We start from the raw sequence: 24,866 nt of genomic DNA on the forward strand, positions 1-24,866 counted from the left end.
GTATGCGTGATTTGATTAACTGGAGCGAGACCGATGAAAAAAGTCGTCACGGTTTGCCCCTATTGCGCATCAGGTTGCAAAATCAACCTGGTCGTCGATAACGGCAAAATCGTCCGGGCGGAGGCAGCGCAGGGGAAAACCAACCAGGGTACCCTGTGTCTGAAGGGTTATTATGGCTGGGATTTCATTAACGATACCCAGATCCTGACCCCGCGCCTGAAAACCCCCATGATCCGTCGCCAGCGTGGCGGCAAACTCGAACCTGTTTCCTGGGATGAGGCACTGAATTACGTTGCCGAGCGCCTGAGCGCCATCAAAGAGAAGTACGGTCCGGATGCCATCCAGACGACCGGCTCCTCGCGTGGTACGGGTAACGAAACCAACTATGTAATGCAAAAATTTGCGCGCGCCGTTATTGGTACCAATAACGTTGACTGCTGCGCTCGTGTCTGACACGGCCCATCGGTTGCAGGTCTGCACCAATCGGTCGGTAATGGCGCAATGAGCAATGCTATTAACGAAATTGATAATACCGATTTAGTGTTCGTTTTCGGGTACAACCCGGCGGATTCCCACCCAATCGTGGCGAATCACGTAATTAACGCTAAACGTAACGGGGCGAAAATTATCGTCTGCGATCCGCGCAAAATTGAAACCGCGCGCATTGCGGACATGCACATTGCACTGAAAAACGGCTCGAACATCGCGCTGTTGAATGCGATGGGCCATGTCATTATTGAAGAAAATCTGTACGACAAAGCATTCGTCGCTTCCCGTACAGAAGGCTTTGAAGAGTATCGTAAAATCGTTGAAGGCTACACGCCGGAGTCGGTTGAAGATATCACCGGCGTCAGCGCCAGTGAGATTCGTCAGGCGGCACGGATGTATGCCCAGGCGAAAAGCGCCGCCATCCTGTGGGGCATGGGTGTAACCCAGTTCTACCAGGGCGTGGAAACCGTGCGTTCTCTGACCAGCCTCGCGATGCTGACCGGTAACCTCGGTAAGCCGCATGCGGGTGTAAACCCGGTTCGTGGTCAGAACAACGTGCAGGGTGCCTGCGATATGGGCGCGCTGCCGGATACGTATCCGGGATACCAGTACGTGAAAGATCCGGCTAACCGCGAGAAATTCGCCAAAGCCTGGGGCGTGGAAAGCCTGCCTGCTCATACCGGCTATCGCATCAGCGAGCTGCCGCACCGCGCAGCGCATGGCGAAGTGCGTGCCGCGTACATTATGGGCGAAGATCCGCTGCAAACTGACGCGGAGCTGTCGGCAGTACGTAAAGCCTTTGAAGATCTGGAACTGGTCATCGTTCAGGACATCTTTATGACCAAAACCGCGTCGGCGGCGGATGTCATTTTACCGTCAACGTCGTGGGGCGAGCATGAAGGCGTGTTTACTGCGGCTGACCGTGGCTTCCAGCGTTTCTTCAAGGCGGTTGAGCCGAAGTGGGATCTGAAAACGGACTGGCAAATCATCAGTGAAATTGCCACTCGTATGGGTTATCCGATGCACTACAACAACACCCAGGAGATCTGGGATGAGTTGCGTCATCTGTGCCCGGATTTCTACGGTGCGACTTACGAGAAAATGGGCGAACTGGGCTTCATTCAGTGGCCTTGTCGCGATACTTCAGATGCCGATCAGGGGACTTCTTATTTGTTTAAAGAGAAGTTTGATACCCCGAACGGTCTGGCGCAGTTCTTCACCTGCGACTGGGTAGCGCCAATCGACAAACTCACCGACGAATATCCGATGGTACTGTCAACGGTGCGTGAAGTTGGTCACTACTCTTGCCGTTCGATGACCGGTAACTGTGCGGCACTGGCGGCGCTGGCTGATGAACCTGGCTACGCACAAATCAATACCGAAGACGCCAAACGTCTGGGTATTGAAGATGAGGCATTGGTTTGGGTGCACTCGCGTAAAGGCAAAATTATCACCCGTGCGCAGGTCAGCGATCGTCCGAACAAAGGGGCGATTTACATGACCTACCAGTGGTGGATTGGTGCCTGTAACGAGCTGGTTACCGAAAACTTAAGCCCGATTACGAAAACGCCGGAATACAAATACTGCGCCGTGCGCGTCGAGCCGATCGCCGATCAGCGCGCCGCCGAGCAGTACGTGATTGACGAGTACAACAAGTTGAAAACTCGCCTGCGCGAAGCGGCACTGGCGTAATACAGTCCTTTCTACAGCCTCCTTTCGGAGGCTGTTTTTTTATCCATTCGAACTCTTTATACTGGTTACTCCCTACCCAATCGTATTATCAAAATGAAAAAAATTATCGCATTGATGTTGTTTTTGACATTCTTTGCCCACGCGAACGACTCCGAGCCTGGCAGCCAGTATTTAAAGGCAGCAGAGGCCGGGGACCGACGCGCACAATATTTTCTTGCCGACAGCTGGTTTAGCTCCGGCGATTTGAGCAAAGCCGAATATTGGGCACAGAAAGCCGCCGACAGCGGTGATGCTGATGCCTGCGCGCTGTTGGCGCAGATCAAAATCACCAATCCAGTCAGTCTGGACTATCCACAAGCAAAAGTTCTTGCAGAGAAAGCGGCGCAAGCGGGGAGTAAAGAAGGTGAAGTAACGCTGGCGCATATTCTGGTAAATACGCAAGCGGGTAAACCGGATTATCCAAAGGCGATTTCGCTGTTAGAAAACGCTTCGGAAGATCTGGAGAACGACTCTGCCGTCGATGCCCAAATGCTGCTTGGTTTGATTTACGCCAACGGCGTGGGCATTAAGGCCGACGATGACAAGGCAACCTGGTATTTCAAACGCAGCTCTGCGATTTCCCGAACCGGTTATTCCGAGTACTGGGCGGGAATGATGTTCTTAAATGGTGAAGAAGGTTTTATCGAGAAGAACAAGCAAAAGGCGCTGCACTGGTTAAATCTGAGCTGTATGGAAGGGTTTGATACCGGGTGTGAAGAGTTTGAAAAATTAACTAACGGTTAAGGTAGGCCTGATAAGACGCGTTAAGCGTCGCATCAGGCATCCACACATTGCCGGGTGGATATCCCCGGCAATCTTCAATTATTGATCCGCAGTTTTATCAAATTTGCCCAGCACTTCACGCTCATAAGCCAGCGCTTTCTTACGGTCAAATTTGTGTTCCCACTTGGCAATCACCAGCACCGCCAGCGCATTACCCACCACGTTCAGCGCAGTACGCGCCATATCGAGGATACGGTCAACACCGGCAATAAATGCCAGACCTTCCAGCGGAATACCTACGCTACCCAGCGTTGCCAGCAGCACCACAAACGACACGCCCGGCACGCCAGCAATCCCTTTCGAGGTCACCATCAGCGTCAGCACCAGAATGATTTCCTGCCAGATGGACAGGTCAATGCCATACAACTGCGCAATGAAGATAGCGGCAATACTTTGATACAGCGTCGAACCATCAAGGTTAAAAGAGTAACCGGTCGGCACCACGAAACTGGTGATCGACGCCGGTGCACCGTAGGCTTCCATCTTCTCAATAATTCGCGGCAGCACGCTTTCAGAACTGGCAGTGGAGTACGCCAGAATCAGCTCATCTTTCAGAATACGAATCAGGATCCAGACGCTTAACCCGCACAGGCGCGCCACAATTCCCAGCACGACCAGCGCGAAGAACAGAATAGCGAAATGCACCAGCAGCACCAGTTTCGCCAGTGGCCACAGAGACGAGAAACCAAAGTTAGCCACCGTCACCGCAATCAGCGCAAACACACCCACCGGCGCATAACGCATCACCATGTGAGTCACTTTAAACATGGTTTCAGAGATGGAGCGGAACACGGTCACCAGCGGTTCACGATGCGTCGCGGGCAGGGAGGAAAGCCCCAGACCAAACAGCACCGAGAAGAAGATGATCGGCAGCATTTCGCCTTTCGCCATCGACGCCACAATGTTCGTCGGCACCAGCGACAAAATCGTGCCCATAATGCCGTGGGAACTGCTTTGTACCGCTTCCGTAGTGCTCTGATATTTCGAGATATCGACGGTCGCCAGCTGCGACATATCCACCCCGGCACCGGGCTGGAAGACGTTCGCCAGAGTGATCCCCAAAATGATGGCGACGGTGGTGATCACCTCGAAGTAAATAATGGTTTTCGCGCCAATACGCCCGAGCTGTTTGGCATCACCAACACCCGCGATACCCACCACCAGCGTGGAGATCACAATCGGCACAACAATCATTTTGATCAGATGGATGAAGATATCACCCGCCGGAGAGAGCAAATTGACGACCAGCCAGTCGCGGCTGTCGCTATGGTAGTGCAGGTAGCTTCCCAGGAGAATGCCCAGCACCATAGCAAACAGAATCTGCCAGGCCAGGCTGAATTTTATATTTTTCATCAGAATAACTTCCTCAATGGAGCGCCGTTCCCCGTTCAGAAACGTGAGAACGTGACATACTGCCAGGGCATGAATTGTGTTGCGTTGGTTTGTAGATTTTTTTAACGCTTATGATCAGTATCATTTGCGCGGTATGTTGCGCAACCCTTTAACAACAGAGCTTTTCGCTGCATTAATGCATAATAACGCGAGTTTATGGCAGGATTAATGAATAACCATTTGTTATGGAAAGATTTTTATTTGTTTAATCTGCAATAATACTGATTGGTGATTATTTTTGGCATATGTTCATTCGATTATTTTTTATGCAGCTCAATAACATAATCTCCATCACCAGATGATTAATCTGATCTCCGCTGCAACAATTTCGCCATATTAATCGACTCGACCAGCTGTGTCCTGTTGATCCGGGGTGAGTTGAGATCCATCACTTTTTGCCATAGTTCGATGGCTTGCGCGTAATTCGCCTGCATAAACGCATCGGAAGCCAGCAGCATCAGAGCGGTGATTTCGTTAGAGTCCAGCGCGAGGGCTTTGTCGATCATTGCGCGAGTCTGGGCGGTCATATGCTGGCTAGCCTGGTAATAAAGCACCGTCGCCAGCGCCGCATACAGTTCAGCGTTCTCACCACGTAGTTGCAACGCCTGACGGTAAGCCAGCAGCGAATTGCTGTAATCGTTTTGCCACAGATAATACTCGCCCAGTAACGCCCATTGTTCGCTGTTTTGTGGATTAGTGCGGATTTTATCCTGCAATGCCTGAAGCTGCGCTTCCGGGGTTTGCTGGCTGGCAAACTGATGTAGCGGATCGCGCTGACGCTGATACTCCGCACGCACCGCCAGCCATTTTGGACTTAGCAGATAACTGCCGACACAGAGAAATACCATCAATATCGTGAGTGTTGTCAGCATTTTCACCGGTATTTGAGGCGGTTTCATCGCTTCGCCCTCACTCGCCAGAGGATCAGTGCCATCAGCAGTAACAACACCACTGGCAGAGCCCACAATACCAGCGTCTGACCCGTTAACGGTGGGTTATAGCGAACAAAATCTCCGTAGCGTTCGGTCATCCAGCCAATGATTTCGACTTCACTTTTCCCCTCCGCCACCATGCTGTAAACCTGATGGCGCATACTAACTGCCACCGGCGCATTGGATTCCAGTAAGTTCTGATTCTGGCACTGCGGACAACGTAACTGGCTGGCAATATTTAACGCCCGTTCCTGTTGTTGCGGATTGGCGAATTGCCAGGTGTCTACAACCTGAGCGCGCGCAAAACAGGTAAATAACAGCAGTAGCGTGAGAAGTCCTTTATTCATCGCGCTTCCTCCCCCGCCATCCGCTTAACAATGCGCCCGCAATCATCAACAATCCTCCCCCCCAGATCCAGCGCACACCGCTTTGTACATACAAACGAAAAGCGTAACGATCCGGCCCAGTTTTCTCCCCCATAACCGCATACCAGTCATGGATGCCGTTCCAGCGAATTGACGGCTCCATCATTTGCTGACGGCGTGCTTCGTAAAAACGCCGCTCCGGCGTCAGTTCACCAATACGTTGCTGATGGTCAAACAGTGCCACTATCGCTTTTTCGCTGGTGTAATTGCCTCTGGCTTGCAGATCGAGGCGCTCAAAACGGAAGGTGTATCCTGCCAGCGTCACCTGCTGACCCGGCTGTAAATTCAGGCTGATCTCCTGACGGCTGACGCTGGAGACCACGATCCCCGCGGCAAATAACAGCACGCCCGCATGAGCTACCAGCGCCGGAAGCTGCACGCGTTTGCCAGAGACAAACGTCGCCAGCACAATCACCACCAGCATCAACAGACCAAACGGTAACGTCGCGCGGTTAAAATACGGCGCGCCAACGGAGAGGCGTCCCCAGCCCAGCAGGCCGTAAATCATCGGATAAAGCGTTCCCACCAGCACGATCAATAGCACTGCGCAAAACAGCAACAGCGTAGCGAGGATTAACATTTCCCGCGATAACCCCGAAAAATGCACCGCCGGGCCACCGTCCCGCGCTCGCCAGCCATACAGAGCCAGAGACGCAAGGCTAATCAGTGCAAACAGGGTGAACAACGGCACGGCGCGGACGTTATCCAGCGCGAACGCATGAACCGAAACCAGAATGCCAGAACGGACAATTAAGGTACCCAGCAGCGACAGCATCAGAGTGACTATCGCCAGTAACAGCGACCAGTGGCGGAAAATCCCCCGCTGGCGTGTCAGGGACAAACTGTGCAGCAGCGCAGTGGCAGAAAGCCAGGGTAATAAAGAGGCGTTTTCCACCGGATCCCAGAACCACCAGCCGCCCCAGCCCAGTTCGCAATAGGCCCACCAGGAACCGAGGATGATCCCCGCCGTTAATGCGCTCCAGCCAGGTAGTGCCCAGCGCCAGCAAATTCGGGCGCTGGCACCATCAAACTCGCCGCGCAGTAAACTCCCCAGCGCCACGCTCGCTGCCACCATCAAACCGCCATAGCCGAGATAAAGCAGCGGCGGATGAAAGATAAGACCGGGATGTTGCAGCATCGGATTGAGATCGCGGCCTTCGATTGCTGGTGGAAATATCCGCACGAAGGGATCGGACCACAGCACCACAAACAGTAGCAGTGCGGCGAGCATGAGAGATAAAACGGCTAGCGTCAGCGGAAATAGCGGATCGGTTTGCTGCCGATAATGCCAGGCAAACAGCGCGCTCCAGGCGGAAAGCAACAGCACCCAAAGCAGCAGCGAACCTTCATGACCGCCCCACACCGCCGCCAGTTTGAGTTCCCACGACAGCAGGCTGTAGCTATGTTGGGCGACATAAATGACCGAGAAATCGCTGATGAGAAAACAGTACGTCAGTACGCCAAAGGCGAGCAGCAGGAGCGCGAACTGCGCCAGAATGCCGATGCAAGTGAGTCGCATCATGGCAGGCCAGCGCAACCGCACTCCCGCGAAGGCCGTCAACGGGGTCAACACGTTGACCCCGAGACTTAACAACAACGCCAGAAAACCGACTTCAGGAAGGAATACGTCCAGAAACCACCTCTGTTCTGGCTTACGCCACCGTTAACTGCCCGGCGTAGAGAATGAAAAATCGCAACATCAACACGCCGACCAGGCTGGCCCCACACGCCGCCAGCACGGCAGGAATGCCGGAACTGCGATTGACCCACGGTTTGAGCAACATTGGCACAATCAACCCCAGCCCGGCGACACCAAGCCAGAACCACCACGTCCAGAAACCGCCGCCCAATGCCGCCACCAGCGCACGCACTTTACCGTCATCGCCCAGCGCCAGACCGACAAAAAACGCCACCAGCAGGAAGATTTCGCCCCATACCACAGGGATCTCCATACGGTGTACAAAGTGCGCTTCCGTGGAATGCGGGTTACTGCGTTGGCGTATCGCCATGGCGATCAGCGCCACCGCCGCACCGGACGAGATGCCGGAGAAGAGGAACAGCACCGGCAGGATCGGGTTATTGAGGAACGGATACGATTTCAGCGCCGATAGCAGAAAGCCGGTATAAGCCCCCAGCAGCACCGCCAGCACCAGCATCAATGTTTCCAGTCCGCGATGAACGGGCGTCAGCAGGCTCAGAACCTTTTGCACGAACCCCAGCTTCGGCAACCAGCGTTGTTGCAGGGCAAGCAAATCATGTTCAAAGATTTTCGCCAGCCACAGCAACAGCACCACCATGTAGAGCTGAAACAGCATCACCCCCATCGACATCACCGAGGTAAAACTGTAGTGGAACATCAGCTTCCAGAAGGTCCACGGTCTTGTCAGGTGGAAGACGAGGATCAACAGACCAAGGATCACCGCGCCAGGCCCGACAATCAGCGTGGTGCGCAACAACGTACTGTCTGCACCGCCCGCCTGCGGGTAGAAGCGACGTAACAGCACGGCCAGTGTCACCAGACCGGCAGAAATACCAATCAAAAACAGGTAGATGGCAATCGGCCAGTCCCACACCAGCGATTCAAAATGAAATGCGGAAGTCTGCGTCATTGGCTCACCTCCCCGTATTTAAACGGTACGCGGTACAGCTTCGGTTTGGTTCCCAGCGCCAGCTTGTAGCGGTAAGTGGGCTTCTGGCGTAGCAGTTGCGAAATCTCACTGTTGGGATCGTCCAGATTGCCAAACGTCAGCGCCTTCGTCGGGCAAGCCTCAACGCACGCGGGCAGCTTACCGGCCTGCAAATTGGTCTTACGGCAGAAATCGCATTTGTCCGCTGTCTTCGTGACCGGATGGATAAAGCGCACGCGGTACGGACAGGCGGCGATGCAGTACTGACAACCGACGCAGAGATCCGGGTTAACATCGACAATCCCGCTAGCGGCATCACGAAAAGACGCACCGGTCGGGCAGACGTCAACGCACGGCGCATGATCGCAGTGCTGGCAAGACTTACGGAAGAAGCGATATTTCACATCAGGAAATTCGCCCTGCGGCTCGCTACGAATAATCGTCAGGCGCGAGACGCCTTCCGGCACCTTGTTCACTTCCCGACAAGCATCCATACAGGCGGTACAGCCGATACATAACGACTCGTCATGCACCATGCCGTAACGCACCCCATTGATATTCAACGTTTTCGCCACCACGCGCCCTGCGGTGCCGCTGACGGCTGCCAGCACGCCGACGCCGGTGAGAAACTGGCGACGTGACCAGGTCATGGCTGCTCCTTAAGCAACGGAACAGACGCCGGGTTAAAGTTCGGATTGGTGCGCTGATCGCTGTGGCAATCGACGCAAATCTTAATCCGTCCTTTGTCACTTAACGTCTGCATCGTATCTTGCTGTGGATGCAGGGAATGGCAGCTAGCGCACGCCACTTTGGTTACGTGGACATCGTGTGGCCAGAACGCTTTTTGCAACTGTTCCGGCAGATGGCAGGACATACAGACGCTGTTCTGCTCTCCAACCTTGTACATCGGCTCGTTAAAGCGCATCACATCTTTCACCCCTTCGCGGTGTTGCGGTGATGGCTGGCCGTGACAGTTGGTGCAGGTGACCGGCAGTTTGTTATTCGGGTTGATAACGGAAGCATGTTTGCCATGCATACCTTCGGTATCTGGCTTATGACAGTCCAGACAGGCGGCATCCGGGTTACGCTGCTGGGTAACTTCGTAGCGATCACCAGATGCCTGCGCCGCAGGGGTAGCGGTAATTCCGTTCAGGCTCCACAACAGGCCCGACGCCAGCACCCCGGCAGTTAATAACGAACGTAATACGCTCATATTCACTCCATTGTGTTTTCCGCCCCTTGCGAGGCGGAACGGGGTTATTGGCTTAACAGACCGTTTTTACGTGCCTGCTCTTCCCACTGCGGGATCACCGTTTTGATGAAGTCCTGCTTCTCGGCCTTGATTTGTTCCATGTTCAGGCCAATGGCCTTCTGGGCTTTCTCTTTGGTCGAGATATCCGGGATCTGGATTTCATGGGTGATGCCTTTGGTTGCCAGCAGTCGCGCCAGTTTAGTGCGCGCATCCGCCGCTTTATCCATCGCCGTACCGAGCATCCTCAGACCTTCTTCCGGTGCGTGCATATGAATGCCGTGGGAAGCGATCGCCAGATCCCAACGCCACTGGGCATGACGGATATCGTCCTGAATCGGCTTCATTTCGGCTTCCGTCGCGCCTGCATCCAGCGCCGCTTTCGCTTCGAAGTGAGCGTGAACCAGTTGATCTTCAACCTTGATTTTCAGGTCGTTAATCGACTGCTTACGTTCCGCGACCACTTTTTGCAAGGCAGCTTTGTCCTGGGTATGGCAGTTCGCACAAGTCTGGGCGAAGTTATCAAACGGATTACCAATTTTATGGTCGGTGTAGAGTTTGCCTTCGGCGTTCTGCACTTTTGGCATATGGCAATCGATACAGGTCACGTTGTTTTTGCCATGAATGCCCGCTGTCCAGGTTTCATATTCCGGGTGCTGCGCTTTCAGCATTGGCGTTTTCGACAGGGAGTTAGTCCAGTCAGAGAAGGCAATTTTGTCGTAATACTGCTCCATATTTTCGACTTTCATGCCGTCATCCCACGGGAATTTAACCGCTTTGTTTTTGCCGTCGAAGTAATACTCCACATGGCACTGACCGCAAACCATCGATTGCTGGTCGAAACGTCCGGCTTTCTCAAAAGGTTTACCAATGGCTTCCATCGCGCGAGCCGCATACGGACGGGAAAGGGTTAACTCCGGTTTGCCTTTGGCGAACTCTGGTGAGGCGGTGTTATGGCAATCGGCACAACCTAAGTTGTTGACGATTTCCGGGCCGCCGCGCGCCCATTTTCCGTGGAAGTAGCCATCTTCGCCGTCTTTCTGGATCAGACGCGCCACATCCGGGCTTTTACAACTCCAGCATGCCATCGGTAGCGGACCATCTTCAGCGTTTTTCGGCGCACCGGTGCGCAGGGTTTCACGCACATCGGTCACAGCAAAGGCATGTCCACGCGGCTTGTTGTAATCGCGCGAGAAGGGATACCCCGCCCACAGGATCACCAGCCGTGGATCTTCCGCCAGGGCGTCAACACGCTCTGACTGTTCCGAGGTGGCTTTCCAGGAGAGATATTGATCGGGATGTTGCGGGGCAAAGGTTTCATTCTTCGCTTCAACAGTTACAGGTTTTGCGGGAGCTGCCGTTTGTTCAGCGTGAACAGAAGTGAAAAAGAAAAAAGGAATCAATAAGCTGAAGATACGGCGTGCGTTTATTTTTATCCTTGTCATAGGGGCTTCATCCGAATTGCGCCATTGTTGCAATGGCGGTTTTTATTGTTTTTCACGACAGTAACCGCACCTACACTGTCATGACATTGCTCGCCCCTATGTGTAACAAATAACCACACTGTGAATGTTGTCTTTAATCAATTGTAAGTGCATGTAAAATACCACTTTAGAGTTAGTCAGTATCTTCCTCTTTTTCAACAGCATGCATAACTGCATGTTCCTCAAAGAATTAATCAACTTTTGTTGCTGACCTTCAAAAATTACCCTGCCGTTTATTTGCACAATTCTACTTTTGCGTGATCTGTCGCCCAAATACTAAACAAAACTGCCAATACCCCTACATTTAACTCTTATGCCACATATTATTAACATCCTACAAGGAGAACAAAAGCATGAGTCAAATTCACAAACACACCATTCCTGCCAACATCGCAGACCGTTGCCTGATAAACCCTCAGCAGTACGAGGCGATGTATCAACAATCTATTAACGCACCAGATACCTTCTGGGGCGAACAGGGAAAAATTCTCGACTGGATCAAACCTTACCAGAAGGTGAAAAACACCTCCTTTGCCCCCGGTAATGTGTCCATTAAATGGTACGAGGACGGCACGCTGAATCTGGCGGCAAACTGCCTTGACCGCCATCTGCAAGAAAACGGCGATCGTACCGCCATCATCTGGGAAGGCGACGACGCCAGCCAGAGCAAACATATCAGCTATAAAGAGCTGCACCGCGACGTCTGCCGCTTCGCCAATACCCTGCTCGAGCTGGGCATTAAAAAAGGTGATGTGGTGGCGATTTATATGCCGATGGTGCCGGAAGCCGCGGTCGCGATGCTGGCCTGCGCCCGCATTGGCGCGGTGCATTCGGTAATTTTCGGCGGCTTCTCGCCGGAAGCCGTTGCCGGGCGCATTATCGATTCTAACTCACGGTTGGTGATCACTTCCGACGAAGGCGTGCGCGCCGGGCGTAGTATTCCGCTGAAGAAAAACGTTGATGACGCGCTGAAAAACCCGAACGTCACCAGCATTGAACATGTGGTGGTACTGAAGCGTACTGGCGGGAAAATTGACTGGCAGGAAGGGCGCGATCTGTGGTGGCACGACCTGATTGAGCAAGCCAGCGATCAGCACCAGGCGGAAGAGATGAACGCCGAAGATCCGCTGTTTATTCTCTACACCTCCGGTTCTACCGGGAAGCCGAAAGGCGTGCTGCACACTACCGGCGGTTATCTGGTGTATGCGGCGCTGACCTTTAAATATGTCTTTGATTATCATCCGGGCGATATCTACTGGTGCACCGCTGATGTGGGTTGGGTTACCGGACACAGTTATTTGCTGTACGGCCCGTTGGCCTGCGGCGCGACCACGCTGATGTTTGAAGGCGTACCGAACTGGCCGACGCCTGCCCGTATGGCGCAGGTGGTGGACAAGCATCAGGTCAATATTCTCTATACCGCGCCCACGGCGATCCGCGCGCTGATGGCGGAAGGCGATAAAGCGATCGAAGGCACTGACCGTTCGTCGCTGCGCATTCTCGGTTCCGTAGGCGAGCCAATCAACCCGGAAGCGTGGGAGTGGTACTGGAAAAAAATCGGCAACGAGAAATGCCCGGTGGTCGATACCTGGTGGCAGACCGAAACCGGCGGTTTCATGATCACCCCGCTGCCTGGCGCTACCGAGCTGAAAGCCGGTTCGGCAACACGTCCGTTCTTCGGCGTGCAACCGGCGCTGGTCGATAACGAAGGTAACCCGCTGGAAGGGGCCACCGAAGGCAGTCTGGTGATCTCCGACTCCTGGCCGGGTCAGGCGCGTACGCTGTTTGGCGATCACGAACGTTTTGAGCAGACCTACTTCTCCACCTTCAAAAATATGTATTTCAGCGGCGACGGCGCGCGTCGCGATGAAGATGGCTATTACTGGATCACCGGGCGCGTGGACGACGTGCTGAACGTCTCCGGTCACCGTCTGGGAACGGCAGAGATTGAGTCGGCGCTGGTGGCACATCCGAAGATTGCCGAAGCCGCTGTCGTCGGTATTCCGCACAATATTAAAGGTCAGGCGATCTACGCCTACGTCACGCTTAATCACGGGGAGGAACCGTCACCAGAACTGTACGCAGAAGTCCGCAACTGGGTGCGTAAAGAGATTGGCCCGCTGGCGACGCCAGACGTGCTGCACTGGACCGATTCCCTGCCTAAAACCCGCTCCGGCAAAATTATGCGCCGTATTCTGCGCAAAATTGCGGCGGGCGATACCAGCAACCTGGGCGATACCTCGACGCTTGCCGATCCTGGCGTGGTCGAGAAGCTGCTTGAAGAGAAGCAGGCTATCGCGATGCCATCGTAACCCACAATTGCCGGATGCGGCGTTTAACGCCTTATCCGGTCTACACGCCCCTTTCTTTATAGTGGGAAAGGGCAAATATAAAAATTCCCCTAAGTATTTCGCGTTGCAGGCAGGAAGCAAGCGAGCATCTCCCCAGGAGCATAGAAAACTATGTGACTGGGGGAGGCGAGTGCGGCTGACGAACCTGCGGCGTGAAAGACGACGGGGAACCTCTGGAGAATCTGTGATGAATGGTACGATTTATCAGCGGATAGAAGACAATGCGCATTTCAGGGAGTTAGTCGAAAAACGGCAACGGTTTGCCACCATCCTGTCGATTATTATGCTGGCAGTTTATATCGGCTTTATTTTACTGATCGCCTTCGCGCCCGGCTGGCTGGGCACTCCGCTGAATCCGAACACCAGCGTCACACGCGGTATTCCGATTGGTGTTGGGGTAATTGTGATCTCCTTTGTTCTCACTGGTATCTACATCTGGCGGGCGAACGGCGAATTCGACCGTCTTAATAATGAAGTCCTGCATGAGGTACAAGCATCATGAAAAGAGTTCTGACGGCGCTTGCCGCCACACTCCCTTTCGCAGCTAACGCCGCGGATGCTATTAGCGGGGCCGTAGAGCGCCAGCCAACAAACTGGCAGGCGATTATTATGTTCCTGATTTTCGTCGTGTTTACGCTCGGTATTACCTACTGGGCGTCAAAACGCGTACGTTCGCGTAATGACTACTACACGGCAGGCGGCAATATCACCGGTTTTCAGAACGGGCTGGCGATTGCCGGGGACTATATGTCCGCCGCCTCATTCTTGGGGATCTCCGCGCTGGTGTTTACCTCCGGCTATGACGGGCTGATCTACTCGTTGGGCTTCCTGGTGGGCTGGCCAATCATTCTGTTCCTGATTGCCGAACGTCTGCGTAACCTGGGACGCTACACCTTTGCCGATGTAGCCTCTTACCGCCTGAAACAAGGGCCGATTCGTATTCTTTCGGCCTGTGGTTCTCTGGTGGTGGTGGCGCTTTACCTTATCGCTCAGATGGTAGGCGCAGGTAAACTGATCGAGCTGCTGTTTGGCCTTAACTATCACATTGCGGTAGTGCTGGTCGGCGTGCTGATGATGATGTACGTCCTGTTCGGCGGCATGCTGGCGACCACCTGGGTACAGATTATCAAAGCCGTGCTGTTGCTGTTCGGTGCCAGCTTTATGGCCTTTATGGTGATGAAACACGTCGGCTTTAGCTTCAACAATCTGTTCAGCGAAGCGATGGCGGTACACCCGAAGGGTGTCGACATCATGAAGCCAGGCGGGCTGGTGAAAGATCCGATCTCAGCACTGTCGCTGGGGCTCGGACTGATGTTTGGTACGGCTGGCTTGCCGCACATTCTGATGCGCTTCTTTACGGTCAGCGATGCCCGCGAAGCGCGTAAGAGCGTGTTCTACGCTACCGGATTTATGGGCTACTTCTATATTCTGACCTTTATTATCGGCTTCGGCGCGATCATGCTGGTTGGTGCGAATCCGGAATATAAAGACGCGGCGGGCCATCTGATTGGTGGTAACAACATGGCGGCAGTTCACCTGGCGAATGCAGTGGGTGGCAACCTGTTCCTCGGCTTTATTTCAGCGGTTGCTTTCGCCACCATTCTTGCGGTGGTTGCGGGTCTGACGCTGGCGGGCGCATCGGCGGTGTCTCACGACCTGTACGCTAACGTCTTCAAAAAAGGCGCGACTGAACGTGAAGAGCTGCGGGTATCGAAAATCACCGTCCTGATTTTGGGCGTGATTGCCATTATCCTCGGCGTGCTGTTTGAGAATCAGAACATCGCCTTTATGGTGGGGCTGGCGTTTGCCATCGCAGCGAGCTGTAACTTCCCAATCATTCTGCTTTCCATGTACTGGTCAAAACTGACCACGCGTGGCGCAATGATGGGCGGCTGGCTGGGGCTGCTTACCGCAGTGGTACTGATGATCCTCGGCCCGACGATTTGGGTACAGATCCTCGGTCACGAAAAAGCCATCTTCCCGTATGAATACCCGGCGCTGTTCTCTATCAGCGTGGCATTCCTCGGCATCTGGTTCTTCTCGGTAACCGATAACTCAGCGGAAGGCGCGCGTGAGCGTGAACTGTTCCGTGCGCAGTTTATCCGCTCCCAGACCGGCTTTGGCGTTGAGCAAGGCCGCGCGCATTAATCTCTCCCCTTCCCCGGTCGCCTGACCGGGGAATACTCTTCCTCTGCAAAATGCATCACCTTTTCCCATAATATTAAACAAATAAACGCATTAAAAAATGAGCGATTTTTGACAGTCGTAGAAAATGATAATGCAGAGAATATGCCTTTTCTTTCTTGTTAATTATAAGGATATTTTATGTGCTACAATGGTTTAAATAATATGTTTTTCCCTCTTTGCCAGATTAACAATAACCACTCTGTCACAAGTCCATCACATACAAAGAAAACAAAATCAGATAATTACAGAAAACATCATAAAAACACGTTAATTGACAATAAAGCCCTCTCTCTTTTCAAAATAGATGATCATGAAAAAGTGATAGGCTTGATTCAGAAAATGAAAAGATTTTATGATAGTTTACCATCAGGAAAAATCACGAAAGAAACGGACAGGAAAATACATAAATATTTTATAGATATAGCTTCACATGCAAATAATAAATGTGACGATAGAATTACGAGAAGAGTTTACCTTAATAAAGATAAGGAAGTGTCCATTAAGGTAGTATATTTTATAAACAATGTCACCGTCCATAATAATACTATCGAAATCCCACAGACAGTAAATGGTGGTTACGATTTTTCACACCTTAGCCTGAAAGGTATCGTGATTAAAGATGAAGATTTATCCAATTCAAATTTTGCAGGTTGCAGACTACAAAACGCTATTTTCCAGGACTGTAATATGTATAAAACGAATTTTAATTTCGCCATAATGGAAAAAATACTTTTTGATAATTGTATTCTCGATGACTCAAATTTCGCTCAGATAAAAATGACTGACGGATCTCTAAATTCATGCTCCGCTATCCATGTTCAATTCTACAATGCAGCAATGAATAGAGCCAATATTAAAAATACCTTCCTTGACTATTCAAATTTTTATATGGCGTACATGGTTGAGGTAAATTTTTATAAAGTAATAGCGCCGTATGTTAATTTATTTAGAGCCGATCTTAGTTTCTCTAAACTCGATTTAATTAACTTTGAACATGCTGATCTGTCTCGCGTCAATCTGAACAAAGCAACTCTCCAGAATATAAACTTAATTGATAGCAAACTCTTTTTTACGCGGCTGACAAATACATTCCTTGAAATGGTTATATGTACCGGCTCTAATATGGCTAATGTTAATTTTAATAATGCCAATTTAAGCAATTGCCATTTCAACTGTTCTATTTTAACAAAAGCCTGGATGTTTAATACCCGTCTCTATCGGGTTAATTTCGATGAGGCTAACGTGCAGGGAATGGGCATTTCCATTCTCCGTGAGGAGGAAAATATCCCCATTAATAGTGATACCCTGATAACACTACAGAAATTCTTTGAAGAAGATTGTACCTCTCATACTGGCATGTCACAAACTGAGGATAATATTCATGCAGTCGCTATGAAGATTACTGCAGATATTATGCGAGATGCAGATTGAGGTTAAGCCGAAGAACAGCCAATGAATTGACTTTAAAAGAGAGATAACTTATTTGTTTTAGAATCATGTATGTTAGCCCGAGCTAACCTGTTAAAGGTGCAAAAGATTGCACCTTTTTCAAATTACCTCGGGCCTGGTTACGTCGCTTTCGGCTTACTGATTTTCCTCAATCAACAACGCTTCAAGCAAATCGAGATCGTGCAGTAATTTTTGCAGCGTTTCATTGCTGATCTCCCGCGTGGCGCGCAGGTGGTACAGTTCAGCACGTTCAGAACGCAATGCCGCCAGACGGAAGCGACGCTCAAGGTTCTCTTCCTGCACGGAACTTTCAACGTCGTTACGTCCATCGGCGCGACGACGCAGGTTACCAATGACGCGAGAACTGACCTCCGTGAGCAGCTGGTTATCGATATTCTCTTCGGTATCCGCCGCCAGACGCTCCTCCATTTTCTGGATCGCCACAATCGCCACTTCTGCCGTTGCCGCTCGCGCAATACGTTCCTCTTTCAATTGTTGCGAATGGTCCGCGACTTCAATGTGTTGTAGCAGAATAGGCAACATCACCACGCCGACAAACAGCGAGAAGAGAATGACACCAGCCGCCAGGAATACCAGCTCATAGCGCGCCGGGAAGACGTTACCATCCGGCAAGAGCAGCGGGATAGAGAGCACACCAGCCAGAGTGATCGCCCCACGCACCCCGGCGAAAGACGCGATCAGGATTTCTCGTGTGGTCCACGAACCAAACTCCATCGGCTTCTTTTTCAGGAAGCGGTTGCTGAACTTTTTCATCGTCCACAGCCAGCCGAAACGGACCAGCATCAGCGCCGCATAAATCAGAATGATATCGGTAAACAGCATCCAGATTTCGACGTTAGGGTCGATTTCTGCCGCCATCAGCGACGTCTCCAGAATACCCGGCAGCTGCAGACCTAACAGCAGGAATACCATGCCGTTAAAGACAAATTCCAGCATCGCCCAGGTGCTGTTTGCGCGCAGGCGCATTGCCAGCGGCGCACGGCGCATCACACCGGAGCGGGTGATGGTCATCCCGGCAGCAACCGCAGCGAGGATGCCGGAAACGCCAATATGTTCGGCAATCAGATAAGAAGCGAATGGCAGCAGGAACAGCAGGACGATCTGCGTCGCGGGTTCATCACCGCCCCAGCGGCTGAGGAATCGCAGCGAGCGACCGTACAGCCAGCTCACCACAAAACCGGCGAGAATACCGCCAATGGCTACTTTCATAAATTCGACCGTCGCACCGCCAACGGTGAAGATCATCGTCCCCATCGCCACTGCTACGGCAAACTTCAACGACACCAGGCCAGAGGCGTCATTCATCAACGCTTCGCCCTGCAAAATGCCCATGATTTTTTTCGGGATGCGCCCTTCGCCAACAATCCCGGAGAGCGCCACAGCATCGGTCGGAGAAAGCACCGCCGCCAGCGCAAAGGCGGGGATCAGCGGAATGCCCGGCACCACCCAGTAAATAAGGAAGCCAATGCCGACCACGGTGACCACCACCAGCGCCAGCGCGAGGCCGAAAATCTCTCGACCATGTTCGAGAAATTCACGGGTCGGCGTTTTCCAGCCATCAGCGAACAGCAACGGCGGGATAAACAAGACTAAAAAGAGTTCAGGATCAAACTCCACATGCAAACCAAACGTCGGCCACGCCAGTAGCGCACCGATGGCGATTTGCATAAGCGGAAGCGGGATCTGAAAGGGCATGACACGAGTGACCACCCCGGACAGCGAGACCACGAGGGTCATTATCAGTATGGTGAAGAAGATTTCCATGCGTTCCCTGTTTGCGATGTTTTTTATGATCTGAGAAAGACGTTATGCCTGAATTCTCATTTTTTCAGAATATCGCAAAAGCTCACACAATGTGCGGAGAAAATAAAAACGGGCAGCCATTGCCACCCGTTTTCAGAATCATATGAAAGATTAGATAGCCCAGCCACCCGCATAGAAGGTCACCAGCGCCACAGCGATAACGACCGTACCGATGTTCAACTTGCGCCATTCGCCGGAAACCAGACGACCAATCACCAGAGTCGCGAAGCCGATCATGATGCCTGTTACGATGTTACAGGTCAGCACGATGAATACCGCCGTAACCAGACCCGCCATCGCATCAACAAAATCAGCAAAGTCGATTTTCGCCACGTTACTCAGCATCAGCAGGCCAACGTACATCAGCGCCGGAGCCGTTGCATACCCCGGAACGAGGTAAGAGAGCGGAGAGAGGAACAGAATCAGCAGGAACAGCACGCCAACGGTGATAGCCGTCAACCCGGTTTTACCGCCCGCCGCCGTACCCGCCGCAGACTCGATGTATACCGCTGCCGGAGCTGCACCCACCAGGCCAGAGAAAACGCTGCTCATGGAGTCGGTGGTCAGTGCTTTCCCACCGTCAATGATCTGCCCATCTTTATCCAGCAGGTTCGCCTGACCGGCGACGGCGCGGATAGTTCCGGTGGCATCAAATACTGCCGTCATCACCAGCGCCAGAACGCTTGGCAGGACTACAGGATTCAGCGCGCCCATAATGTCCAGGCTACCAATCAGTGAATTGCCGTTTTCATCGCTCAATGAAGGCATGGCGAAAACGCCGGAGAAATGGACGTTAGGATCGAAGATCAAACCGACAATTGAGATACCGATAATGGTCAGCAGAATGCCACCAGGGACTTTCAGTTTTTCCAGGCCGATGATCACCGCCAGACCTACCAGTGACATAATCACCGGGAAGGTCGCGAAATCACCCAGCGCAACGGGCAGACCATCAAGCGGGTTTTTAATCACCAGACCGACACCATTAGCGGCAATGAGCAGCAGGAACAGACCGATACCGATCCCCGTGCCGTGCGCCACACCGTGCGGCAAGTTGCGCAAAATCCAGCTACGGATACCCGTGGCAGAAATTACCGTAAACAGTACACCCATCAGGAACACAGCACCCAGCGCGACAGGTACGCTAATATGTTGCCCCAGCACCAGACTGAATGCGGTAAACGCCGTCAGGGAGATGGCGCAACCAATCGCCAACGGCAGATTAGCCCACAGACCCATCACGATAGAACCGAGTCCGGCAACCAGACAGGTCGCAACGAAAACTGCCGCAGGCGGGAAGCCTGCTTTACCCAACATGCCTGGAACGACGATAACCGAGTAGACCATCGCCAGAAATGTTGTTAACCCGGCAACCACTTCCTGACGGACAGTGCTTCCACGTTGTGAAATTTTAAACCAGGCGTCGAGTGAACCGCCGGTACGCGCTGATGGCGTAGACATAAGAAAACATCCCCTGAGAGTTTAATTTTCGTCAAGATGCGTGGCGGACAATCCCCTGCCAGCGAAACGTTATCTTCCTGCTCCAGGTTTGCGACAAATTGGTGCGTCGCAAAAAAGCAAACGTTTAGCTCCGCGCATACAAAACGGGTGGTAAAAAAAGCAAACGATTATCCGGCGATCATAGCGGCTTTTTCAACCGAAGTTTGCTGCTTTTTTCTCTTTTATTGTCTTGACGATGAAAAACCAGGCAATTGATGCGCAAACGTTATCGTCGATGCGCAAGATTGCAGCGTTATCGAGCCATATACCGTTCAGGATTGCGATAAAAAATCGTCTTAGATGACAAAAATATTGCGGCTAAAAAGTGTACTTTTACTCTGGCGAAGAAACGCCGGTGACATACAATTAAAGCATCAACACCAACCGGAACCTCCACCACGTGCTCGAATGAGGTGTGTTGACGTCGGGGGAAACCCTCCTGTGTACCAGCGGGATAGAGAGAAAGACAAAGACCGGAAAACAAACTAAAGCGCCCTTGTGGCGCTTTAGTTTTGTTCATCTTCCAGCAAGCGTGCGCCTGTGCCTTCTTCTCCTAAGCGGTCGCCCGGGTTACGCAATGGGCAATCACTGCGCGAAAGGCAGCCACAACCAATACATCCGTCCAGCTCGTCACGCAGCGCCACTAAGGTATGAATGCGCCGATCCAACTCTTCTCGCCATTGGGACGAAAGCTGTTTCCACTCTTTCGCACTTAATGTATGCCCTTCGGGCAACACGCCGAATGCTTCACGAATGGTCGCCAGCGGAATGCCAATACGCTGAGCAATTTTGATGATTGCGACATATCGCAACACATCACGTTTATATCGCCGCTGATTGCCACTATTACGGATACTGCTAATCAACCCTTTGCTTTCATAGAAATGCAGCGCCGATACCGCCACACCGCTGCGTTTTGCCACTTCGCCGGGGGTTAGCAGCGCTTTAATGCGGGGTAATTTCTTTTCCATAAATCGCTTTACCTCAAGTTAACTTGAGGAATTATACTCCCCAACAGATGAATTAACGAACTGAACACTGAAAAGAGGCAGATTTATGTCCCATCAGAAAATTATTCAGGATCTTATCGCATGGATTGACGAGCATATTGACCAGCCGCTTAACATTGACGTCGTCGCAAAAAAATCAGGCTATTCAAAGTGGTACTTACAGCGGATGTTCCGCACGGTGACGCATCAGACACTTGGTGATTACATTCGCCAACGCCGCCTGTTACTGGCCGCCGTTGAGTTGCGCACCACCGAGCGTCCGATTTTTGATATCGCAATGGACCTGGGTTATGTCTCTCAGCAGACCTTCTCCCGCGTTTTCCGTCGGCAGTTTGATCGCACTCCCAGCGATTATCGCCACCGCCTGTAGTTTTATTGCCCGCGCGTTAACTCCCGCGCGGGTAATTGCTCCATCCATTGCATAAACACCTGCGGCGGCATCGCCTTCGCAAAGAACCATCCCTGACAATAGCGCACGCCGCGTTTGCGCAGCCAGTTAACCTGCTCCTCAGTTTCGACGCCTTCAGCGATCGTTTTTAACCCCAGACTGTGCGCCAGCTCGATGATGTGTTCCGCAATCAAATGACTGGTTTTGTGGGTGGTCAGCGTCTCAACAAACGATTTATCGATTTTCAAAATATCGACATTCAATGATTTAAGGTTATGCAAGTTAGAGTAGCCAATACCAAAATCATCAATTGCCACTTCGTAACCAGCCTGGCGGAACGCCAGAATAATTGGTGTCATTTTGTCGACATCAAGAAATGCATGTTCAGTCACTTCAAATTTAATTTGCTGTGGACGCACCGCGTATTGCTCTGTTTTCTGATTGGTTCGCGCTATCAACCGTGACGTATGAAAATCGGAGGCCGACAGGTTAATAGAAACATAGCGATCGGCATGTGTTGCCAGGTACGCGCCCAGATCGCGGAAGACATTATCAATAACATAATCAGTTACCTGTCCGATCATCCCCTCCTTTTCTGCCAGCGGAATAAACTCTGCCGGATTCATTACTTGCCCCTGCTCACCAGGCCAACGTAACAATGCTTCAGCGCCGATACATTTTTCTGTTTTGATATCGATTATTGGCTGGTAATAAAGGCAAAGTTGATGTTTTTCGAGGGCGCGTTGCAATTTGCGTTTGGGAGACAAATAGTTTTGCCGAATACGTAGCCAGAGTAATAACAGAACAAGACTCCCCAAAATACCGGCGGGTAACGCAAAAATAAGATGATTATAAAAATGCGCTATAAGACGTTGATATGAAGTCGCAACAATGGCTGCAATTGGGCGTTTTGTCGAATAAACTGTCGCATATAAATAGCCATTTCTTTGTACGGTTAAATCATTCAAATGAATCAGTGGAGAAAACGTTGCTGCCGAGGCCTCGTTGCTTAACGAGAAAAAGGTTTTCGTTACCGTATCATACACACCCCATTGCAATGTCGGATCATCAGACATCACTTCACTCCAGAAGAGAGGGTTGATGACCACCACATAATTTCCCCGCTGCATATAGGTCATTTTATAGCCAGAGAAAAAAGGCGTATCGCGGTAATAATAGATAGAAACGTTAGGTTCACGCTTATAATCGGCCGGTGCAATCGTATAGCCGTTTACAGGCGCTATCAGCGATGAGCATAAAAAATGGTTATCACGGGCATAGATCAATTCATTAATATAAAGATAGCCACGAATAATATTCAACATTCGCTTTTGATGGGCTGGAGTGCAAACTTGCCCCTGATAGCGTTCTGCTGCATCGCTCACTAAATCTGCCTGGCGAATGACCAGCTCGGATTTATCCAGCGCCAGCTGAGCAAAAGTTTGGAGCTGACTATTCACTTCTGATTTTGCCCAAAGGAAGGCAATCCATAGCGACAGTATGATGGGAAAGAGAACTAAAAAGATAATGCCCGGCAACGCCAGTAATTGGTGTCGTGCACGATGACTCATTGCTATCAATTTCCTGCCTGTTTATACCCGGTCATTGCAAGGCGAGAACCCTGGTTATCGACGTCTTTAGATAAATCTTACGGTATAAATAGCACTTTTGCCTGATTTGAAATTGATACCTTTTTAATCGTCACCTAAATAAAAATAATTCATTGATATTCAAAACTAATTTCCTACAGGAATGCAGAGGCGGTGGGAAGATATCCCCTTAATGCCGCTGAAAAAACACATAATCTGTACGGCAATAAAAGTCGCGGCCTAATCTGGCTAACAAACAATCAATTGTGATATAGTTCACAAAATTAATGAAACAAACAGAGTGTTTCTTTTTTGTGTTCTGCAAGCCCCGCGATAGCCAGATTGTATCACGCCTCCCGTGAACAACGCCGCGCTGTCCGAGGCATCGGCTCTTTTCAGAGGAATTGTTTGATGGCTACCCTCACCACTGGCGTGGTTCTTCTTCGCTGGCAACTTCTTAGTGCCGTAATGATGTTTCTGGCCAGCACACTCAACATCCGTTTTCGTCGGTCTGATTATGTCGGGCTTGCAGTGATCAGCAGCGGTCTGGGCGTAGTTTCCGCCTGCTGGTTCGCAATGGGGTTGCTTGGCATCACAATGGCGGATATCACCGCCATCTGGCACAACATCGAGTCGGTGATGATAGAAGAGATGAATCAGACACCGCCACAATGGCCAATGATTTTGACTTGATATGTAGAAGCCTCCAAAACGGAGGCTTCTTTTTTACGGCTGGCAGATGTTTTAATCATCCACCTTAAAACAATATAACCTATTGTTTTAATGAAAAATCAGAACGGAATATCGTCATCAAAGTCCATCGGCGGCTCATTAGACGGTGCTGCCGGAGCAGACTGCTGCGGGCGAGACTGCGCGCCGCCGCTGAACTGATTGCCGCCCTGCGGCTGCTGAGGCTGACCCCAACCGCCCTGCGGCTGGCCACCACCGATATTGCCACCTGCAGGAGCGCCACCACCCTGACGACCACCCAGCATCTGCATGGTGCCGCCAACGTTCACCACCACTTCAGTGGTGTAGCGATCCTGACCGGATTGATCGGTCCATTTACGGGTACGCAGCTGACCTTCGATATAAACCTGAGAACCTTTACGCAGATATTCGCTGGCCACTTCTGCCAGTTTGCCGAACAGCACAACGCGGTGCCATTCAGTCTGCTCTTTCATCTCGCCGGTCGCTTTATCACGCCAGGATTCGGAAGTAGCCAGCGTAATGTTGGCAACAGCGCCACCATTTGGCATGTAGCGTACTTCCGGGTCCTGACCCAGATTACCAACGAGAATAACCTTGTTTACGCCTCTGCTGGCCATGTTCGTGTCTCCTGAAAAAAAATCGTTCTGAATAAGTGTAAACGCGCGATTGTACCATTACCAATAGCGCTTTTACTATGTTGTGACCTCGGTTCCGGGAAACAAACCTGGCCAGACATTGTTACACA

At 51.6% G+C, this 24,866-nt stretch carries 21 protein-coding genes; 8 read left to right on the top strand and 13 right to left on the bottom strand.

The annotated features are described in order from the left end of the window. Positions 1-33 precede the first annotated feature (33 nt). Together fdhF and yjcO are read left to right on the top strand one after the other, a co-directional pair. Positions 34-2,181: a formate dehydrogenase subunit alpha gene (gene fdhF / locus ACJHYD_RS08345; protein ID WP_001300547.1), complete on the top strand. Its 2,148-nt coding sequence runs from the start codon at positions 34-36 to the stop codon at positions 2,179-2,181. 93 nt (positions 2,182-2,274) lie between these two features. Further along, positions 2,275-2,964, top strand: coding sequence for a Sel1 family TPR-like repeat protein YjcO (gene yjcO, locus ACJHYD_RS08350; RefSeq protein WP_000719886.1), 690 nt, complete (start codon positions 2,275-2,277; stop codon positions 2,962-2,964). A gap of 78 nt (positions 2,965-3,042) precedes the next feature. Here the strand turns inward: yjcO and gltP are convergent, their stop codons facing one another. The 8 genes from gltP to nrfA form a co-directional block, all read right to left on the bottom strand. After that, entirely contained in the window at positions 3,043-4,356 is a 1,314-nt protein-coding gene (gene gltP, locus ACJHYD_RS08355) for a glutamate/aspartate:proton symporter GltP (RefSeq protein ID WP_000789589.1), read from the bottom strand. A gap of 341 nt (positions 4,357-4,697) precedes the next feature. Next, positions 4,698-5,294, bottom strand: a complete 597-nt coding sequence (gene nrfG / locus ACJHYD_RS08360; protein WP_001550437.1) for a heme lyase NrfEFG subunit NrfG — start codon at positions 5,292-5,294, stop codon at positions 4,698-4,700. Next, entirely contained in the window at positions 5,291-5,674 is a 384-nt protein-coding gene (gene nrfF / locus ACJHYD_RS08365; protein WP_001550436.1) for a heme lyase NrfEFG subunit NrfF, read from the bottom strand. The genes nrfG and nrfF overlap by 4 nt, the downstream gene beginning before the upstream one ends. Then, entirely contained in the window at positions 5,667-7,385 is a 1,719-nt protein-coding gene (locus ACJHYD_RS08370) for a heme lyase CcmF/NrfE family subunit (RefSeq protein ID WP_071591548.1), read from the bottom strand. Before ACJHYD_RS08370 ends, nrfF begins: the two co-directional genes overlap by 8 nt. A 19-nt stretch (positions 7,386-7,404) precedes the next feature. Further along, positions 7,405-8,361, bottom strand: a complete 957-nt coding sequence (nrfD, locus tag ACJHYD_RS08375) for a cytochrome c nitrite reductase subunit NrfD (RefSeq protein ID WP_001550434.1) — start codon at positions 8,359-8,361, stop codon at positions 7,405-7,407. Continuing rightward, positions 8,358-9,029 (bottom strand): cytochrome c nitrite reductase Fe-S protein, encoded by a 672-nt coding sequence (gene nrfC, locus ACJHYD_RS08380; RefSeq protein WP_000220281.1) that lies wholly within the window; start codon positions 9,027-9,029, stop codon positions 8,358-8,360. Before nrfC ends, nrfD begins: the two co-directional genes overlap by 4 nt. Beyond that, a complete protein-coding gene (nrfB, locus tag ACJHYD_RS08385) occupies positions 9,026-9,592 on the bottom strand; it encodes a cytochrome c nitrite reductase pentaheme subunit (protein ID WP_001296647.1) in 567 nt (188 codons plus the stop codon). Before nrfB ends, nrfC begins: the two co-directional genes overlap by 4 nt. A 44-nt stretch (positions 9,593-9,636) precedes the next feature. Next, positions 9,637-11,073, bottom strand: coding sequence for an ammonia-forming nitrite reductase cytochrome c552 subunit (nrfA, locus tag ACJHYD_RS08390; RefSeq protein WP_001305718.1), 1,437 nt, complete (start codon positions 11,071-11,073; stop codon positions 9,637-9,639). Between the two features lie 392 nt (positions 11,074-11,465). Between nrfA and acs the strand changes: the two genes are divergently transcribed. The 4 genes from acs to espX5 all read left to right on the top strand — a co-directional run bounded on the left by acs (position 11,466) and on the right by espX5 (position 17,081). Continuing rightward, the gene (gene acs, locus ACJHYD_RS08395; protein WP_001550433.1) at positions 11,466-13,424 is read left to right on the top strand and encodes an acetate--CoA ligase; all 1,959 of its coding nucleotides are present in this window, start codon (positions 11,466-11,468) and stop codon (positions 13,422-13,424) included. A 226-nt stretch (positions 13,425-13,650) separates the two neighbouring features. Beyond that, entirely contained in the window at positions 13,651-13,965 is a 315-nt protein-coding gene (locus tag ACJHYD_RS08400) for a DUF485 domain-containing protein (RefSeq protein ID WP_001014565.1), read from the top strand. Then, positions 13,962-15,611: a cation/acetate symporter ActP gene (gene actP / locus ACJHYD_RS08405; RefSeq protein WP_000832554.1), complete on the top strand. Its 1,650-nt coding sequence runs from the start codon at positions 13,962-13,964 to the stop codon at positions 15,609-15,611. Before ACJHYD_RS08400 ends, actP begins: the two co-directional genes overlap by 4 nt. Positions 15,612-15,788: 177 nt before the next feature. Next, a complete protein-coding gene (gene espX5 / locus ACJHYD_RS08410; protein ID WP_109553673.1) occupies positions 15,789-17,081 on the top strand; it encodes a T3SS effector pentapeptide repeat protein EspX5 in 1,293 nt (430 codons plus the stop codon). A gap of 153 nt (positions 17,082-17,234) precedes the next feature. Here the strand turns inward: espX5 and ACJHYD_RS08415 are convergent, their stop codons facing one another. From ACJHYD_RS08415 to soxR, 3 genes are all read right to left on the bottom strand, one after another. Beyond that, positions 17,235-18,884 (bottom strand): Na+/H+ antiporter, encoded by a 1,650-nt coding sequence (locus tag ACJHYD_RS08415; RefSeq protein ID WP_000402207.1) that lies wholly within the window; start codon positions 18,882-18,884, stop codon positions 17,235-17,237. A 150-nt stretch (positions 18,885-19,034) separates the two neighbouring features. Beyond that, the gene (gene ghxP, locus ACJHYD_RS08420) at positions 19,035-20,384 is read right to left on the bottom strand and encodes a guanine/hypoxanthine transporter GhxP (protein WP_000106882.1); all 1,350 of its coding nucleotides are present in this window, start codon (positions 20,382-20,384) and stop codon (positions 19,035-19,037) included. Positions 20,385-20,929: 545 nt separating this feature from the next. Then, positions 20,930-21,394, bottom strand: coding sequence for a redox-sensitive transcriptional activator SoxR (gene soxR / locus ACJHYD_RS08425; protein WP_000412424.1), 465 nt, complete (start codon positions 21,392-21,394; stop codon positions 20,930-20,932). A gap of 85 nt (positions 21,395-21,479) precedes the next feature. On the opposite strand from soxR, the gene soxS reads away from it, so the two are divergent. Then, entirely contained in the window at positions 21,480-21,803 is a 324-nt protein-coding gene (gene soxS, locus ACJHYD_RS08430; RefSeq protein WP_000019358.1) for a superoxide response transcriptional regulator SoxS, read from the top strand. A 2-nt stretch (positions 21,804-21,805) separates the two neighbouring features. On the opposite strand, the gene pdeC is transcribed toward soxS, so the two are convergent. Next, a complete protein-coding gene (gene pdeC / locus ACJHYD_RS08435; RefSeq protein WP_001550430.1) occupies positions 21,806-23,392 on the bottom strand; it encodes a c-di-GMP phosphodiesterase PdeC in 1,587 nt (528 codons plus the stop codon). Positions 23,393-23,821: 429 nt separating this feature from the next. Between pdeC and ACJHYD_RS08440 the strand changes: the two genes are divergently transcribed. Then, positions 23,822-24,103 carry a YjcB family protein gene (locus tag ACJHYD_RS08440; RefSeq protein WP_001295689.1) on the top strand — a complete coding sequence of 94 codons (282 nt, stop codon included), beginning with the start codon at positions 23,822-23,824 and terminating at the stop codon, positions 24,101-24,103. A 98-nt stretch (positions 24,104-24,201) separates the two neighbouring features. Here the strand turns inward: ACJHYD_RS08440 and ssb1 are convergent, their stop codons facing one another. Then, positions 24,202-24,738, bottom strand: a complete 537-nt coding sequence (ssb1, locus tag ACJHYD_RS08445) for a single-stranded DNA-binding protein SSB1 (RefSeq protein ID WP_000168305.1) — start codon at positions 24,736-24,738, stop codon at positions 24,202-24,204. Between the last annotated feature and the right edge of the window lie 128 nt (positions 24,739-24,866).

The sequence above is a fragment of the Escherichia sp. WS1368 genome (genome assembly GCF_046487485.1).
GTDB classification, from domain to species: domain Bacteria; phylum Pseudomonadota; class Gammaproteobacteria; order Enterobacterales; family Enterobacteriaceae; genus Escherichia; species Escherichia coli.

Bases quoted from the DNA above. Each gene is read 5' to 3' on its own strand.
- yjcO (WP_000719886.1), top strand. From the start codon at position 2,275: ATGAAAAAAATTATCGCATTGATGTTGTTTTTGACATTCTTTGCCCAC.
- gltP (WP_000789589.1), bottom strand. From the start codon at position 4,356: ATGAAAAATATAAAATTCAGCCTGGCCTGGCAGATTCTGTTTGCTATG.
- nrfG (WP_001550437.1), bottom strand. From the start codon at position 5,294: ATGAAACCGCCTCAAATACCGGTGAAAATGCTGACAACACTCACGATA.
- nrfF (WP_001550436.1), bottom strand. From the start codon at position 5,674: ATGAATAAAGGACTTCTCACGCTACTGCTGTTATTTACCTGTTTTGCG.
- nrfD (WP_001550434.1), bottom strand. From the start codon at position 8,361: ATGACGCAGACTTCCGCATTTCATTTTGAATCGCTGGTGTGGGACTGG.
- nrfC (WP_000220281.1), bottom strand. From the start codon at position 9,029: ATGACCTGGTCACGTCGCCAGTTTCTCACCGGCGTCGGCGTGCTGGCA.
- nrfB (WP_001296647.1), bottom strand. From the start codon at position 9,592: ATGAGCGTATTACGTTCGTTATTAACTGCCGGGGTGCTGGCGTCGGGC.
- nrfA (WP_001305718.1), bottom strand. From the start codon at position 11,073: ATGACAAGGATAAAAATAAACGCACGCCGTATCTTCAGCTTATTGATT.
- acs (WP_001550433.1), top strand. From the start codon at position 11,466: ATGAGTCAAATTCACAAACACACCATTCCTGCCAACATCGCAGACCGT.
- ACJHYD_RS08400 (WP_001014565.1), top strand. From the start codon at position 13,651: ATGAATGGTACGATTTATCAGCGGATAGAAGACAATGCGCATTTCAGG.
- actP (WP_000832554.1), top strand. From the start codon at position 13,962: ATGAAAAGAGTTCTGACGGCGCTTGCCGCCACACTCCCTTTCGCAGCT.
- espX5 (WP_109553673.1), top strand. From the start codon at position 15,789: ATGTGCTACAATGGTTTAAATAATATGTTTTTCCCTCTTTGCCAGATT.
- ACJHYD_RS08415 (WP_000402207.1), bottom strand. From the start codon at position 18,884: ATGGAAATCTTCTTCACCATACTGATAATGACCCTCGTGGTCTCGCTG.
- ghxP (WP_000106882.1), bottom strand. From the start codon at position 20,384: ATGTCTACGCCATCAGCGCGTACCGGCGGTTCACTCGACGCCTGGTTT.
- soxR (WP_000412424.1), bottom strand. From the start codon at position 21,394: ATGGAAAAGAAATTACCCCGCATTAAAGCGCTGCTAACCCCCGGCGAA.
- soxS (WP_000019358.1), top strand. From the start codon at position 21,480: ATGTCCCATCAGAAAATTATTCAGGATCTTATCGCATGGATTGACGAG.
- pdeC (WP_001550430.1), bottom strand. From the start codon at position 23,392: ATGAGTCATCGTGCACGACACCAATTACTGGCGTTGCCGGGCATTATC.
- ACJHYD_RS08440 (WP_001295689.1), top strand. From the start codon at position 23,822: ATGGCTACCCTCACCACTGGCGTGGTTCTTCTTCGCTGGCAACTTCTT.
- ssb1 (WP_000168305.1), bottom strand. From the start codon at position 24,738: ATGGCCAGCAGAGGCGTAAACAAGGTTATTCTCGTTGGTAATCTGGGT.